The 13,673-nt window shown below is 74.1% G+C and carries 11 protein-coding genes; 10 read left to right on the top strand and 1 reads right to left on the bottom strand.

What is annotated here, in order from left to right; translation table 11 throughout:
• Positions 1 to 13 precede the first annotated feature (13 nt).
• Positions 14 to 1,207, top strand: a complete 1,194-nt coding sequence (locus ACWEOZ_RS09790) for an FAD-dependent monooxygenase (RefSeq protein WP_451910319.1) — start codon at positions 14 to 16, stop codon at positions 1,205 to 1,207.
• On the opposite strand, the gene ACWEOZ_RS09785 is transcribed toward ACWEOZ_RS09790, so the two are convergent.
• Positions 1,197 to 2,060, bottom strand: coding sequence for a helix-turn-helix transcriptional regulator (locus ACWEOZ_RS09785; protein WP_451910318.1), 864 nt, complete (start codon positions 2,058 to 2,060; stop codon positions 1,197 to 1,199). The two genes, ACWEOZ_RS09790 and ACWEOZ_RS09785, sit on opposite strands and share 11 nt — an antisense overlap.
• A 139-nt stretch (positions 2,061 to 2,199) precedes the next feature.
• Between ACWEOZ_RS09785 and ACWEOZ_RS09780 the strand changes: the two genes are divergently transcribed.
• The 9 genes from ACWEOZ_RS09780 to ACWEOZ_RS09740 all read left to right on the top strand — a co-directional run bounded on the left by ACWEOZ_RS09780 (position 2,200) and on the right by ACWEOZ_RS09740 (position 13,673).
• Entirely contained in the window at positions 2,200 to 3,078 is an 879-nt protein-coding gene (locus tag ACWEOZ_RS09780) for an aldo/keto reductase (protein WP_451910317.1), read from the top strand.
• A 29-nt stretch (positions 3,079 to 3,107) separates the two neighbouring features.
• Positions 3,108 to 4,091 carry an aldo/keto reductase gene (locus ACWEOZ_RS09775; protein ID WP_451910316.1) on the top strand — a complete coding sequence of 328 codons (984 nt, stop codon included), beginning with the start codon at positions 3,108 to 3,110 and terminating at the stop codon, positions 4,089 to 4,091.
• 58 nt (positions 4,092 to 4,149) lie between these two features.
• Positions 4,150 to 7,245, top strand: a complete 3,096-nt coding sequence (locus tag ACWEOZ_RS09770; protein WP_451910315.1) for an FtsX-like permease family protein — start codon at positions 4,150 to 4,152, stop codon at positions 7,243 to 7,245.
• Positions 7,242 to 9,929, top strand: coding sequence for an FtsX-like permease family protein (locus ACWEOZ_RS09765; protein ID WP_451910314.1), 2,688 nt, complete (start codon positions 7,242 to 7,244; stop codon positions 9,927 to 9,929). Before ACWEOZ_RS09770 ends, ACWEOZ_RS09765 begins: the two co-directional genes overlap by 4 nt.
• Positions 9,926 to 10,870 carry an ABC transporter ATP-binding protein gene (locus ACWEOZ_RS09760; protein ID WP_451910313.1) on the top strand — a complete coding sequence of 315 codons (945 nt, stop codon included), beginning with the start codon at positions 9,926 to 9,928 and terminating at the stop codon, positions 10,868 to 10,870. The genes ACWEOZ_RS09765 and ACWEOZ_RS09760 overlap by 4 nt, the downstream gene beginning before the upstream one ends.
• Positions 10,870 to 11,547, top strand: coding sequence for an ABC transporter ATP-binding protein (locus tag ACWEOZ_RS09755; protein WP_451910312.1), 678 nt, complete (start codon positions 10,870 to 10,872; stop codon positions 11,545 to 11,547). Before ACWEOZ_RS09760 ends, ACWEOZ_RS09755 begins: the two co-directional genes overlap by 1 nt.
• 266 nt (positions 11,548 to 11,813) lie before the next feature.
• Positions 11,814 to 11,966, top strand: coding sequence for a hypothetical protein (locus ACWEOZ_RS09750; protein ID WP_451910311.1), 153 nt, complete (start codon positions 11,814 to 11,816; stop codon positions 11,964 to 11,966).
• Between the two features lie 224 nt (positions 11,967 to 12,190).
• Positions 12,191 to 12,508: a hypothetical protein gene (locus tag ACWEOZ_RS09745; RefSeq protein ID WP_451910310.1), complete on the top strand. Its 318-nt coding sequence runs from the start codon at positions 12,191 to 12,193 to the stop codon at positions 12,506 to 12,508.
• Positions 12,501 to 13,673, top strand: a complete 1,173-nt coding sequence (locus ACWEOZ_RS09740) for a putative T7SS-secreted protein (protein ID WP_451910309.1) — start codon at positions 12,501 to 12,503, stop codon at positions 13,671 to 13,673. The genes ACWEOZ_RS09745 and ACWEOZ_RS09740 overlap by 8 nt, the downstream gene beginning before the upstream one ends.

Genomic DNA, 13,673 nt, shown 5'->3' with positions numbered 1-13,673 from the left:
GTAGAACTGTCTCATGACAGTCACCGCGCCACGGGCGCTCGTCTCGGGGGCCAGCATCGCGGGCCTCAGCACCGCCTTCTGGCTCGGCCGTGCCGGGTGGGACGTCGAGGTCGTCGAGCGGTTCAGCACGTTCCGCGACGGCGGGCAGAACATCGATGTGCGGGGCGCGGCCCGGGAAGTCCTGGACCGGATGGGCCTCACCGAAGCGGTACGCCGTCAGAGCACTACCGAGGAAGGCACCAGCGTCCTCGACGGTGAGGGCCGGGTCATCGCGAAATTCCCCGTCGAGGACCCGGACGGTCCCACGGCGGAGCTGGAGATCCTGCGCGGCGATCTCGCCCGGATCATCCTCGAGCACCTGCCCGACCGGGTCTCGGTGCGGTACGGCGATCAGATCGAGACCGTCCGCGACGGGGAGGTGACGCTACGGTCCGGCGCGGTCGCGCGGTACGACCTGCTGATCATCGCGGAGGGCGTCCGGTCCCGGACCCGGGACCTCGTCTTCGGCTCCGCGGTCGCCCGGCGCGAGCTCGGGCTGAACATGGCCTACGGGACGATCCCCCGGACCGCGGACGACGACCGCTGGTGGCGCTGGTATTCGGCGCGGGGCGGCCGCCAGATCACCCTGCGGCCCGACAACAAGGGCACTACGCGCGCGACCCTGGCCTTCACCAGCCGCGGGCAGAACCTCGCCGACCTGCCGCTCGACCAGTCCCGGGCCGAACTGCGCCGCACGTTCCACGACGCGGGGTGGCAGGCCGATCGGGTCGTCGCCGGGTTCGCATCCTCCGACGACGTGTACGTGGATCACCTCACCCAGATCAGGCTGACCTCATGGTCGAAGGGGCGGGTCTGCGTCACCGGTGACGCGGCCTGGTGCGTGACTCCCCTGGGCGGGGGCGGGACCTCGCTGGCCATGGTCGGGGGATACGTGCTGGCGGCTTTTCTCAGCCAGGCCGAGCCCGCCCACCTCGGCGCCGCGCTCACTCGTTACGAGGCCTGGATGCGGCCACTCATCGAGGACGCGCAGAAGTTGCCGCCGGGGACGCCGGGGCTCTTCTATCCGAGATCCGCGGCCGGTGTGCGGGTCCTGCGGCTCGCCGCACGTATCGGAAGCGTCGGCGTGCTTCGCAAGCTGACGTCCCGCATCGGTCACGTCGCCCGAACCGGGCAGGCTCTGCCACCGCTGACGGAGTTCAGCCGCTGACGGCGCTCCGCTGCGTCGCGGCCCAGGTGGCGAGCAGTTCCAGCCCGTCGCCGGACGGGGTGCCGGCCTCGGCGGAGTAGGTCGGGACCGTCAGGTTGTCGTCGCCGGACAGCTCGAGCACCTCGAACGCCAGCTCCAGCTCGCCGATCGCCGGGTGGCGGAAACGCTTCGTGCCGTGGCGGTGCACGTACACATCCTGCGCAGCCCACCAGGTGCGGAAGGGTTCGCTGCGCATCGACAGCTCGCCGATCAGGTTCATCAGCTGCTGGTCGTCCGGGTGCCGGGCGGCCGCGGTGCGCAGCGCGGCGACGGCGGAGCGTGCCACCTGCGGCCAATCCGGGTAGAAGGCCTGGGCGTGCGGGTCCAGGAAGGTGAACCGCATCGAGTTCACCGGCAGGCCCGGGCCTGCGGCCACCATCGGCGCGTAGAGGGCCAGGCCCAGCGGGTTCGCGGCCAGGATGTCGAAGCGGTGGTTGCGCAGGAACGCCGGTACGCCGGTCATCGCGGCCAGCACGCGGCGGATCGCCGGCCGGATCTCGGGTGCCTTCTCACGGCGAGGGCGGGCGGCCGGCCGCCCCGCGGCGCGTGCCAGATGGTGCAGGTGCGCAGTCTCGGTCTCGTCGAGCCGCAGCGCGCGGGCGATGGCATCCAGGACGCTCTCGGAGGCCCCGGCGAGGTTGCCGCGTTCCAGCCGGGTGTAGTACTCGACGCTGACCCCCGCGAGCGCTGCCACCTCACCGCGGCGGAGCCCGGCGACCCGGCGGCTGCCGTACGCGGGGATGCCGGCCTGTTCCGGGCTCAGCTTGGCCCGGCGGGAGCTGAGGAACGCGCGGACCTCGCTGCGGTTGTCCATGACCCCAGGCTAGGCACGTCGCCCGGCGGGAGGGGGTCCCTGGCGTTACCCCTCTACGCAGGGCCTCCCGGCAGGATCCGTTTCAGCGCAGGCTTTCGGGATACGTCACTTCCTGTCCGGCCACCGAGAGGAACATTTCATGACCACCGTCCCCAGCCTGACGCTGAACAACGGTGTCGAACTGCCCGCCATCGGCCTCGGCGTCTTCCAGACCCCGCCGGACGAGACCCGCGCCGCCGTCGAGGCCGCGCTGGTGGCCGGCTACCGGCACGTCGACACCGCCGCCGCCTACGGCAACGAACGGCAGGTGGGGGAGGCCGTCGCCCGGTCCGGCGCCGACGTCTTCCTCGAGACCAAGATCTGGATCAGTGACTACGGGTACGACGAGACGCTGCACGGCTTCGACAAGAGTGCCGGCAAGCTCGGCGTCGACCGGATCGATCTGCTGATCCTGCACCAGGCGCTGCCCTCGGACTTCGGGCGGACCCTCGAGGCGTACCGCGCGCTGGAGCAGCTGCTGGCCGACGGGAAGGTGCGCGCGATCGGCGTCAGCAACTTCATGGTCGAGCACCTGCAGGCCCTGCTCGACCGGGCCACGGTCGTGCCGGCCGTCAACCAGATCGAGGTCCACCCCTACTTCCAGCAGCGTGACGTGCAGGAGTTCGGCGCCCAGCACGGCATCCTCACCCAGGCGTGGGCGCCGATCGGTGGCATCACGTTCTACCGCGACAGCGGGCACACCAGCACCCTGCAGGATCCGGTCATCGGTGCGATCGCCCAGGCGTACGGGAAGACCCCCGCGCAGGTCATGCTGCGCTGGCACCTGCAGCAGGGCCGTCAGGTCATCCCGAAGTCGACCAGGCCGCAGCGGATCGCGGAGAACTTCGACGTGTTCGACTTCGACCTCACCGCTGAGCAGCTCGCCGCGATCGACGCCCTGGACACCGGCAAGCGCGGCGGCCCCGAGCCCGCCGACGTCACCCTCGAGACCTTCGGCCGCGCCATCCCCGAGGCCTGAACCGCACACCGACCACACGGAGGACGATCATGCGTACCGCGAAGCTCGGCGACCTGGAGGTCGCCCGGATCGGCCTCGGCGCGATGGGGATGTCGCACGGCTACACCGGCGCCGGCAGTGACGACGCCGAGTCGATCCGCACCATCCACCGGGCCGTCGACCTGGGTGTCACCCTGATCGACACCGCCGAGGTCTACGGCCCGTACGTCAACGAGGAACTGGTCGGCCGGGCCCTGCGGGGACGCCGCGACCGGGTGGTGCTGGCCACCAAGTTCGGCCTGATCTCGCACACCGGCCGCGCCGCGGGCCGGCCCGACAGCAGCCCGGACAGCATCCGCGCCGCGGTCGACGGCTCCCTCCAGCGGCTCGGCACCGACCACATCGACCTGTACTACCAGCACCGCGTCGACCCGGACACCCCGATCGAGGACACCATGGGCGCCCTCGCCGACCTGGTCCGGCAGGGCAAGATCCGCTACATCGGGCTGTCCGAGGCGTGGACCGGCACCATCCGGCGGGCGCACGCCGTCCACCCGGTCACCGCCGTGCAGTCGGAGTACTCGCTGTGGACGCGTGACCAGGAGCTGCTGCTGCCGGTGCTGCGGGAGCTGGGGATCGGGCTGGTGGCGTACTCGCCGCTGGGGCGGGGCTTCCTCACCGGGGCGCTGCGGTCGCCGGCGGACCTGGAGCAGCTGGACGACAGCGACTTCCGCAAGCACCACCCGCGCTTCACCGGGGAGAACTTCCAGCGCAACCTGCACATCGCCGACCGGGTGCAGGCGGTCGCCGATCAGGTGGACTGCACGCCGGCCCAGGTGGCACTGGCGTGGCTGCTCGCTCAGGGAGAGGACGTCGTTCCCATCCCCGGGACCAAGCGGGTGAGCCGGGTGGAGGAGAACACAGCCGCGGACGCGGTGGAGCTCAGCGCGGAGCTGATCGCGTCCCTCACCGCGCTGCCACCGGCGGAGGGCGGTCACCACACCGACGACCAGATGCGGCTGATCGAACGCTGAGCCGCCGGGCGGGCACAGTGCCCCCTGCCGAGCTGGTTGATCTGGCAAGATCGCGCGCATGATGCTGCGGCGCGCGCGGGGGGCGGCGGCTCTGCTGCTGGCCGCGGCCGGGGTGGCGCTGACCGCGGCGACGCTGCTGGCCGCTCTCACCGTCTACAGCGCGGCCGTGACCGAGGCGAGCGTACGCACCGCCGTGGCCGCCGCCGACCCGGCCGAGCGCTCGGTGCTCGTCCGCGGCTCGGCGGGTGACGACCCGGCCCGGCAGCAGGAACGGGACGCCACGCTGCGCCGCTCGTTCGGAGCCGGGCTGGGTGGCGTTCCCGTCACCGTCTCCGGTGCCGAGTACGGCGTCGGCTGGGCGCTCGCCGCGCCGACCGGGCAGGCCCGGCCCGACTCGTCCGGGGTCGCGTACGCGTCGGTCCTGCACGTCGATGACCTGGCCGGGCACGCGCGGCTGACCGCCGGCCGGTGGGCCGCCCCGGGGGCGTCGCCGGCCCAGGCCATGCTGGCCGAGCCGGCTGCCCGGCTGATGGGCCGCACGGCCGGGGACCGGATCCCGCTGGCCGACCGGCGCACCGGGCGGGTCACCGAGGTGGTGGTGGCCGGGGTGTGGCGGCCGGTGGACGCCGGTGATCCGTACTGGCGGCTGATGCCGGAGGTCACGACCGGCGTGCGGCCGCAGTCGGCGACCTACGGGCCGCTGGTGGTGGACCGGGCCGACTTCGCGGCGCGTTTCGCCGCCTCCGCGTCCGCCGCGTGGCTCGTGACCCCGCGGCTGGACGCGCCCACGCTGGAGGAGGTGCAGCGGGTCGCTGCCGCGGCGACAGCGGCCGGGACCGGACTGCCGCCCTCGCGGGGGCTGGACGAGTCGGCTTCGGCCGAGACCGGCCTGCCCGAGCTCGCCGCCCGGTTGCCCCGGGCCGATCTGGTCGGCCGGTCCACGCTGGTCACGCCCGCTTTGCTGATCGTCGTGCTGGCCGGGTACGCGCTGCTGCTGATGGCCGTGGTGCTCGCCGAGGACCGGCGCGGCGAGACGGCACTGCTGCGGGCCCGCGGTGCGTCCCGCGGCTGGCTGGCCGGTCTCGCCGTGCGCGAGGCGCTGCTGGTGGTGCTGCCGGCGGCGGTGTTCGGGCCGGTGCTGGCGTACGGCCTGGTCGAACTGGCCAGCCGGGTGCCGGCGCTGGCCGCCGTGCTGGACCTGCGTCCCCGGCTGGCCGCCTCGACATGGCTGGTGGCGGCGGTGGCCGCCGTGGGGTGTGCGCTGGCCGTCGCGGGTCCGGCGGCGCGGCGGGGGCGCGCGTACGCGGCCGAGCTGGCCGCCCGTTCGCGACCCCGCACCCGATCCGTCGTGCTGCGCGCGGGCCTGGACGTGGTGCTGCTGGCGCTGGCCGTACTGAGCTGGTTGCAGCTGCGCCAGTACGCGTCCCCGTTGTCGGGCGCGGGCTCGGGCGGCGCCCTGGGCATCGACCCGCTGCTCGCCGCGGCCCCCACACTCGGGGTGATCGCCGGTGCCGTGCTCACACTGCGCTTGCTGCCCCCGGCGGCGCGCCTCGGGGCCCGGCTCGCCGAGCGGACGGCCGACAGCGCGGCGGTGTTCGGTGCCTGGCAGGCCGGTCGCCGGTCGCACGCGGGCCCGATGGTCCTGGTGGCGCTGGCGGTCGCCGCGGGCACGGTCTCGTGGTGCCTGGCCGGCACGTCCGAGCGGTCCGCCGCCGATCAGGCCGACCTGCGCGCCGGTGCCGACCTGCGGCTGGTCGAGAACGCCGGGATCCCGCCGGCCGACCGGGCCACCGAGCTCGCCGCGCTGCCGGGGCTGGTGACGGCGTTGCCGGGCGTGCGTACGAATGTCTCCCTCGGCAGCGGCGGCGGCACCGGCGACCTCGTCGCCGTGGACGCGGCCGCCGGGCCGCGCGTGCTGCGCATCCGCGACGACCTCGCCGACGGTGACCCGGAAGGCCTGTGGCGGACGCTGGCCGCTGCCCGGCCCGCTCCGGGCGACGCCCGGGCGCCCCGCTCCGGCACGGTCACGGCCGGCCCGGGAGTGCGGACGACTGTCCTGTTCGCCGATCCCAGCGGCCGGCAGGTGCGCACGCCGGTCGAGCCGGACGCTGCCGGCCGGTTCACCCTGAAGCCCCCGGCGGACGGCTCGTGGCGGCTGGCCGGGTTCCTCATCGAGGCACCCACCGCGGCACCCGGGTCCACGGTGGACTGGCGGCTCGACAATCTCGACGTCCCGTTGTCCGCGCCGAAATGGCAGATGGCGGACCGGGAGTTCACGTCACCGGCCGCCCACCCCCGGCCGGACACCCTGACCGCGGCCTACCAGGTGCCCCGGTCGGGCCGGGTGGACTTCGCGGTCGTGCCGGCCGTCGCCACCACGCCGGTGCCGATCGCGGTCACCCCGGCCGCGCTGGCCGAACTGCGGCTGCGGACCGGGCAGACCACCACCCTGAACGTCGCCGGAGTTCAGGTGGACGTGAGGATCGCGGACACGATCGAGGCGGTGCCCGGCACGGCCGGTGGCCCGGCGATGCTGGCCGACCTCCCGACGCTCAACGCCCAGCTGCTCGGCCGGCGCGGCGTGGTCTCGGCGACCCAGGAATGGTGGCTGGCCACGCGCCCGGACGCGTACGCCGCCGCCGCGGGTGCCGCGGCCCGGCTGGACGGCATCCAGGTCGTCGACCGGCGGGCCCTGGCCGCCGCGAGCAGCGACCCGTTCGGTGCCGGGGCCCGCGCGGCACTGTTCGGAGCGGCCCTGGCCGCCGTCCTGCTCGCCGCGGTCGGGGTCGCGGTGGATGTGCAGGCCACCACCCGGCGGCGCGCGGGTGAACTCGCGGTGCTGCACGCCCTCGGCGCGGGTCCGCGGCTGCTGACCCGGTCGCTGCTCGTCGAGCAGGCCTTCCTGGCCGGCATCGGCGCGCTGGCCGGACTGCTCACCGGGGTGCTCGTCGCCATCGCGGTGGCCCCGCTGCTGGTCCTCACACCCGCCGCGGCCCGGCCCGTCCCCGTGCCGTTGCCGGACATCGAGTGGCTGCGCGCCGCCGGTACGGGCGTGGTCCTCGTCGTGCTCGCCCTCGCCCTGACCGCGCTGGCCGCGGTCCGCATGCACCGCCGACTCGCCGCGGCCCCGCCCACCTGGGGGCAGGACCAATGACCGCCCTGCTGCACCGTGCCCGCGCGTTCGCCGGTGGACTGGCCCTGCTCGCGGCTCTCGCCCTGGTCGCCGCCCTGCTGGTGAGCGGCGTGCCGAAACTGGCCAACGGCAACACGGACGCGGGCCTGCGCGCGGACATCGCCCGGTTGCCGCACACCGCCCGCGACCTGACCTTCGGCAGCGTGAGCGTGCGCTTCCCGCTGGACCCCACCGCCGATGTCGTCCGCGACGGCCCGGAACGGCTCGACACCTACCGCCGGCAGCTCAGCGCGCCACTGCCGGGGCTGATCAGCGATCAGTGGTACACCGCGCGGGTCGGCCCGGCCGGCGTGCGGACCAGTGGCGATGTCGCGCCGTTCCTCGGCAACTGCACGCCCAGCCTGTCGGTGCGCACGCTGACCGGCACCGATCAGGCGATCCGGCTGGTCGAGGGCCGCCCGCCGGCCTCGGGCGGCACCGTCGAGGCGACGGTGGCCCGCCCGGCCGCCACGGCCATGAAGCTGCGGGTCGGCTCGGCCTTCACCCTGACCGGCTCGTACGGCCAGGTGCCCGTGCAGGTTGTCGGCATCTTCGAGCAGAACGACCCGGCGGCGCCGATCTGGGCCGACATGCCGCTCACCCAGACGGCCTGCCCCAACCCGGACGACGGTGTCACCGTGCAGGCGGGCCTGCTCACCGACGATGCCGGCCTGCGGTTCGCCGCCGAACGCACCGGAGACGCGGTGCACGAGTGGCGCTACCGGCTCGCCGAGGACCGCCTGTCGGCCCCGGACGTGCCCGCCGTGGCCGCGGCCGTGGCCGCCGCCCGGCGCAACCCGCCGCCGCTCACCGTGCTCACCAGTGGCCTGGAGGCCTCCTTGAGCCGCTTCACGAACGAGCAGAGCGCCGTCGCCGCGCTGCTGGCCGTCGTGCAGGCGGGTGTCCTGGCGACTCTGCTCGGCCTGATCGCGCTCGCCGCCGGCCTGGTCGTGGAGCGGCGCCGCGCTGAGTTCGCCCTGATCCGGGCGCGCGGTGGCGCCGCCGCGACCATCGGTGGCCGGCTGCTGGGCGAGATCCTGCTCGTCGTACCGGCCTCGGTGCTCGTGGGCGTGCTCGCCGGTGCCCTGCTGCCCGGACGGGCCCCCGCGTACGGCTGGGTGCCGCTGCTCGCGGTGACGGCCGTGGCCACGTTGACCGCGCCGGTGCTGGCCACGGTGACGCAGCGACATCCCACCTTCGCCGGCCGGCGCCAGGACCTCACCCGGTCGCGCCCGTCGGCACGGCGACTCGTGGCCGAGGCCTTCGTCGTGCTGCTCGCCGCGCTCGGCGTGCTGCTGGTGCGCCGGCGCGGACTGGCCGCGTCCGACGGCGTGGACCCGTACCTGGTCGTGGTGCCGGTCCTGCTCGCGGTCGGGGTGGCCCTGATCGTCCTGCGGCTCCTGCCGTGGCCGCTGCGGCTGGCCGGGCGCCTGACCGCGCGGGCCCGCGGTGCCGTGCCCTTCCTCGGGCTGGCCGGGGCCGGCCGTGGCTCGCCGGTGCACACCGCGCCGCTGGCAGTGCTCGTCGTGGCCGTGGCCACCGGCGTCTTCACCGGCACGGTGGCCGGCTCGATCGCCGACGCCCGCGACCGCGCGACCGACCAGGAGGTGGCCGGGGACGCGCTGATCACCGGCGCGGGCTTCGGGACGGACACCGCGCGGACCCTGTCCGCCGTGGCCGGGGTGACGTCGGTGGCGCCGATGTGGGTCGGCAACGGGGTGCCGCTGCGGACCGGCGCGGGCGGCGGCCAGGCGCGGGTGCTGCTCGTCGACGGCCCGGCCGCCGAGCGGGTACTGCGCGACAGCGGCAACAGCCTGCAGCTGCCGTCCGCGCTGACCCGGGCGGTCCGCGGCGGTGACCCCGTGCCCGCGCTGGTCTCGCCCGACCTCGCCATCCGGGTCGGCGGGGAGGGCACGGCGGTCGTCCGGGGCACGCCGTACCGGTTCCGGGTCGCCGCGGTGGCCGACGAGGTGGCGGGGCTGGGCGTGGGTGCCCAGCGGTTCGTGGTCCTGCCGGCCCAGGCGTTGCCCACCGGGACCCAGCCCGTGCAGTTCAACCGGTTCATCGTCGCCGGCCCCGGAGCCGATCCACAGGAGTTGCGCCGGGCCGGGGACGCCGGGCAGCTCGCGTACCTGACCAGCGGCCTCGGCCGCGCGCCGGCCGACTTCGCCCTGCCCCCGACGACCGTCACGACATGGCGCGCCCAGCGGGCGTCCCTGGAGGACAGCGGCGTCAACCGGGTGCTCAGCTTCACCTTCACCGCCGGTGCCGTCAGCGCCGTCCTGCTGGCCCTGCTGGCCGTCGCCTTCGCCGTGCTCGCCGGGGCGCCGGTCCGCGGCACCACGCTGTCGCGGCTGCGGACCCTGGGACTGTCCACCGGTCAGGGACGCCGGCTGCTGCTGTACGAGCTCGTACCGCTGCTGACCGTCGCCCTGCTCGCCGGCGGCCTGGTCGGCGTCGCCCTGCCCCGGCTGCTCGGTCCTGCCCTGGGACTGTCGGGATTCACCGCGGGGGTACCGCCCCGCGACCGCATCGACCCGGCGCTCGTCGCCGCCGTGCTCGCCGTGGTGATGCTCGCCGTCGCCGCGGCGCTGCTGGTGGAGAGCGCCGCGAACCGCCGGATGCGCCTGGGCGAGGCGCTGCGGCTCGGAGGGGAGTACGGATGACCGAGGATCTCGCCGCCCTGGAACGCCGCGCGGCACAACGGGCGGCCGACCGCGCGGGTGGCGCCGACCGGCTGGCCGGCCACATCGTGTGCGACGGCCTGGTACGCATCTACAAGACCGACGGCGTCGAGGTCGTCGCCCTGCAGGGCCTGGACCTCGTCGTCGACCGCGGGGAACTGCTGGCCATCGTCGGTGCGTCCGGCTCCGGCAAGTCGACCGTCCTCAACATCCTGTCCGGGCTGGACGTGCCCACCGCCGGCGTCGCCCGGGTCGCCGGCTACGACCTGCTCAGCATGTCGGCGAAGAGCCGGCTCGCGTACCGGCGGCGGACGGTCGGTTTCGTGTGGCAGCAGACCGCGCGGAACCTGCTGCCGTACCTGGATGCCCGGGAGAACGTCGAGCTGCCGGTGCGGCTGGCCCGCGGCAGCCGCAAGGCCGCCCGGGCCCGGGCCGACGAACTGCTCGAACTGGTCGGCCTGGCCGACCACGCGGACCGCCGGCCCGCCCGCCTCAGCGGCGGCGAACAGCAGCGCTGCGCGGTCGCGGTGGCCCTGGCCAACGACCCCGAGGTGCTGTTCGCCGACGAGCCGACCGGCGAACTGGACGAGGCCACCGCGGTGGAGGTCTTCGGCGCGCTGCGCACGGTGAACGCCGAGCTGGGCGTGACCGTGGTGGTGGTGACCCACGACCGCAACGTCGCCGGCGAGGTGCGCCGGGCGGTCGCGATCCGCGACGGGCGCACCGCCGCGGAGGTACGCCGCTCGGCCCGCCGCGGCACCGACGGGGTGGAGGAACTGGTCAGCGAGGAGTACGCGGTCCTCGACCGCAACGGCCGCCTCCAGCTGCCGGCCGCGTTCGTCGAGGCGCTGACCCTGCGCGACCGGGTACGGCTGACCCTGGAACCCGACCACGTGGCCGTCCGGCCCGGCGAGGAGCCCTGATGTCCGACACGGTGGTCCGGGTCAGCGACCTGGGCCGGGACTTCCCGGCCGGCGACGGCGTGGTGCACGCCGTCCGCGGGGTGTCGTTCACGGTGGCCCGCGGCGAACTCGTCGCCGTCCGCGGCCGGTCCGGGGCCGGCAAGTCGACGCTGCTGAACCTGATCGGCGGACTGGACCGGCCCACCACCGGCCGGATCGAGGTGGCCGGCCGCGACGTCGGCGGGGCCACCGAGCGGGACCTGCTGGAGCTGCGCCGGACCACGATCGGTTTCATCTTCCAGTCCTTCGGGCTCATCCCGATCCTGTCCGCGGCCGAGAACGTCGGCGTGCCGCTGCGCCTGGCCCGGCGCCCGGCCGCCGAGCGCGACCAGCGGGTCGCCATGCTGCTCGAGCTGGTCGGCCTGGGCGCGCATGCGGAGCAACGACCGTACGAGCTGTCGGGCGGTCAGCAGCAGCGGGTGGCCGTGGCCCGGGCCCTGGCCAACGAGCCGCTGCTGCTGGTCGCCGACGAACCCACCGGGCAGCTGGACTCGGACACCGGACGCTCGATCATGGACCTGCTCCGCGCGGTGGTCGACGCGCACGGGATGACGGTGCTGGTCGCCACTCACGACACGAGCTTGATGGACCGCGCCGACCGGGTGCTCACCCTGCGAGATGGTGCCCTCGCCGACTGACGGGTAAGCGGGCTCCGGGTCTGTCACGGGCGAATTGATTCCCGGGCCGAAGCAGCGCTGGTGATCTCCGGGAACCGTGCGGTAGCGTTCGCACATCGTCGGCCGTCGATTGCCGAATTCTGGCTGTCGAAGCCGTTCCTGTCCTTGTAGGCCTGCCGGGGACCGGCCGGCCTCCGGATCCCGCCTCGTCCGGGCCCCGGATCACGCGAGCGCCGGGTCCTCTCGCCGCCATAACGACCTCATGAAGCTCCCGGGAAGGAATCACCATGCCTGCAACCCTGCGCCGCGCTGTGACCCTCGTCGTCACCGCAGCGGCCCTCGCCCTGGGCGCGGCCACCGTCGCGTCCGCCCCCGCCGCCGCCGAGCCGGTCTGCCAGGCCGGCACCAACTGGGACGGGGTCCTGAAGATCTGCCGCTGATCACGGCCCAGCACAAAGGTGCTGGCGTCCCTCGGGATGCCGGCACAGCCGGGTGCCGCGGTCAGCGCGAGCTGGTGCGCATGATCGGCGGATTCGACGTGGTTGCCGGCCCGGCTCGATAGAGCGCCGCCGGGCGGCCCGTGGCGGGAACTTGCTTGTTGTCGGTGGGCTCGACGAACCCTCGATACATTCGGTGGGAACGCGGGGGGGGGGGGGGGGTATCGATGGACGGCCCTGGTTTTCATGTCGACATCGACGCGCTGGAGCGGGCGGCGGACGGCATCGTCCGCACCGTCGACGACCAGAGGAGATCTCAGCTCGAAAATGCAGGTGGAAGTGCCGACGTCTACGGCGACGAGGGCCTGCACGGTGCGTTGACGAACTTCTGTGACCGGTGGAGTGACGGGCTGGACCTGCTCACCGAGGACGCGAGAACGGTCGGCGACATCCTGAGCCGAGCCGCGAAGGCGTACCGGGCGGTGGACAGCACGGCGGCTGCTCGGCTGCCGACCGATCCGGGGGTGCAGGCCGTCGATGGCTGAGCTCGGCGAGACACATGATCCGCACGTCCTCGTCGCGGGTGACCCCAGCAGAGTACGCGCCGATGCCGGGATGCTCCAACGACGCGCGCAGAATGCCGAGCGTGCCGGTGACGGCCTCATCGACATCGACACCGGCGCCTGGGAGGGCAAGGCCGGACAGGCGTTCCGCGACAAGTTCAGCTACGAGCCCAGTAAGTGGTACGACGCCGCCAACTGTCTGCAGTCTGCGGCTGATGCCTTGTCGACGTACGCCGCGACCCTCGAATGGGCCCAGGGCCGGGCGGCGGAGGCGGTCCGGATGTGGGACGCAGCCCAGGCTGACTCGCAACGGGCGCGGCAGGCGTACGAGCAGGCGACAGCGCATGCCACGGCCGCGCAGGCCGTCCCACCGTTTGTGGATCCGGGGGATGCCGGTCGTCAGGCCGCACGGGACGCCCTCACCGGCGCACGGAGTCAGGTCGCCGATGCCGCTGCCGCGGCGGCACGCGTTCTGAACGCCGAAGCGGACGCTGCACCGGAGAAGAGCGGCTGGCTCGACGACGTGGGGGACTTCTTCACCGACGTCGGTGCCGATGTCGTCAACTCGCTGGCCTCGGTCGGCAACGCGATGCTGCACCATCCCGGAGAGGTGGCGGCCGCGGCGGCGGGGATCGGCCTGACGATGGTAAGTGCCGGTGGTGACGGCCTCGGGCTGGCTCTTGACGCCACCGGCGTGGGCGCAGTGGCCGGCGTCCCGCTCAACATCGTCTCGACCGCCGGCATTGTGGCCGGCGTCGGCATCACCACCGCCGCGGGCGCGTCGCTGCTCCAGCATGCAGCGGCCGAGGACGCGGTGTCTCCGATGCAGGGCAGCGCTCCGGCACGTTCCGCCCCCCGAAAGACCGACCGCATCAAGGAACATCTGACCGAGAAGGACCTCGACGCCGCCCGACGGGAGCTGGACGGCGAGGTGGTCGCGCGCAAGCCGGACGGCACCCCCTGGGATCACGTCGACGAGGTGCGCAACGCGCAACGAGGTCTGGTCAACCGCATCCGGCAGCTCAAGCGGGAGGTCGGTGATCCGCACCTCTCCGAGGCGGAACGCGCCGATGCGCAGGCGGAACTCGGAGAGGCCAGCCGCCTGCTGGACCATTCCGAGCAGTACGTTCCCCGTATCAACCCGTGA

It is taken from the genome of Actinoplanes sp. NPDC004185 (assembly GCF_053603475.1).
Note: the sequence above shows the minus strand (reverse complement) of the source record. Positions and strands in the feature narration are given on the sequence as shown.

Excerpts from the sequence above, each read along its gene's own strand:
- ACWEOZ_RS09745 (WP_451910310.1), top strand. The coding sequence starts at position 12,191 with ATGGACGGCCCTGGTTTTCATGTCGACATCGACGCGCTGGAGCGGGCG.
- ACWEOZ_RS09770 (WP_451910315.1), top strand. The coding sequence starts at position 4,150 with ATGATGCTGCGGCGCGCGCGGGGGGCGGCGGCTCTGCTGCTGGCCGCG.
- ACWEOZ_RS09775 (WP_451910316.1), top strand. The coding sequence starts at position 3,108 with ATGCGTACCGCGAAGCTCGGCGACCTGGAGGTCGCCCGGATCGGCCTC.
- ACWEOZ_RS09765 (WP_451910314.1), top strand. The coding sequence starts at position 7,242 with ATGACCGCCCTGCTGCACCGTGCCCGCGCGTTCGCCGGTGGACTGGCC.
- ACWEOZ_RS09760 (WP_451910313.1), top strand. The coding sequence starts at position 9,926 with ATGACCGAGGATCTCGCCGCCCTGGAACGCCGCGCGGCACAACGGGCG.
- ACWEOZ_RS09780 (WP_451910317.1), top strand. The coding sequence starts at position 2,200 with ATGACCACCGTCCCCAGCCTGACGCTGAACAACGGTGTCGAACTGCCC.
- ACWEOZ_RS09750 (WP_451910311.1), top strand. The coding sequence starts at position 11,814 with ATGCCTGCAACCCTGCGCCGCGCTGTGACCCTCGTCGTCACCGCAGCG.
- ACWEOZ_RS09790 (WP_451910319.1), top strand. The coding sequence starts at position 14 with ATGACAGTCACCGCGCCACGGGCGCTCGTCTCGGGGGCCAGCATCGCG.
- ACWEOZ_RS09785 (WP_451910318.1), bottom strand. The coding sequence starts at position 2,060 with ATGGACAACCGCAGCGAGGTCCGCGCGTTCCTCAGCTCCCGCCGGGCC.
- ACWEOZ_RS09740 (WP_451910309.1), top strand. The coding sequence starts at position 12,501 with ATGGCTGAGCTCGGCGAGACACATGATCCGCACGTCCTCGTCGCGGGT.
- ACWEOZ_RS09755 (WP_451910312.1), top strand. The coding sequence starts at position 10,870 with ATGTCCGACACGGTGGTCCGGGTCAGCGACCTGGGCCGGGACTTCCCG.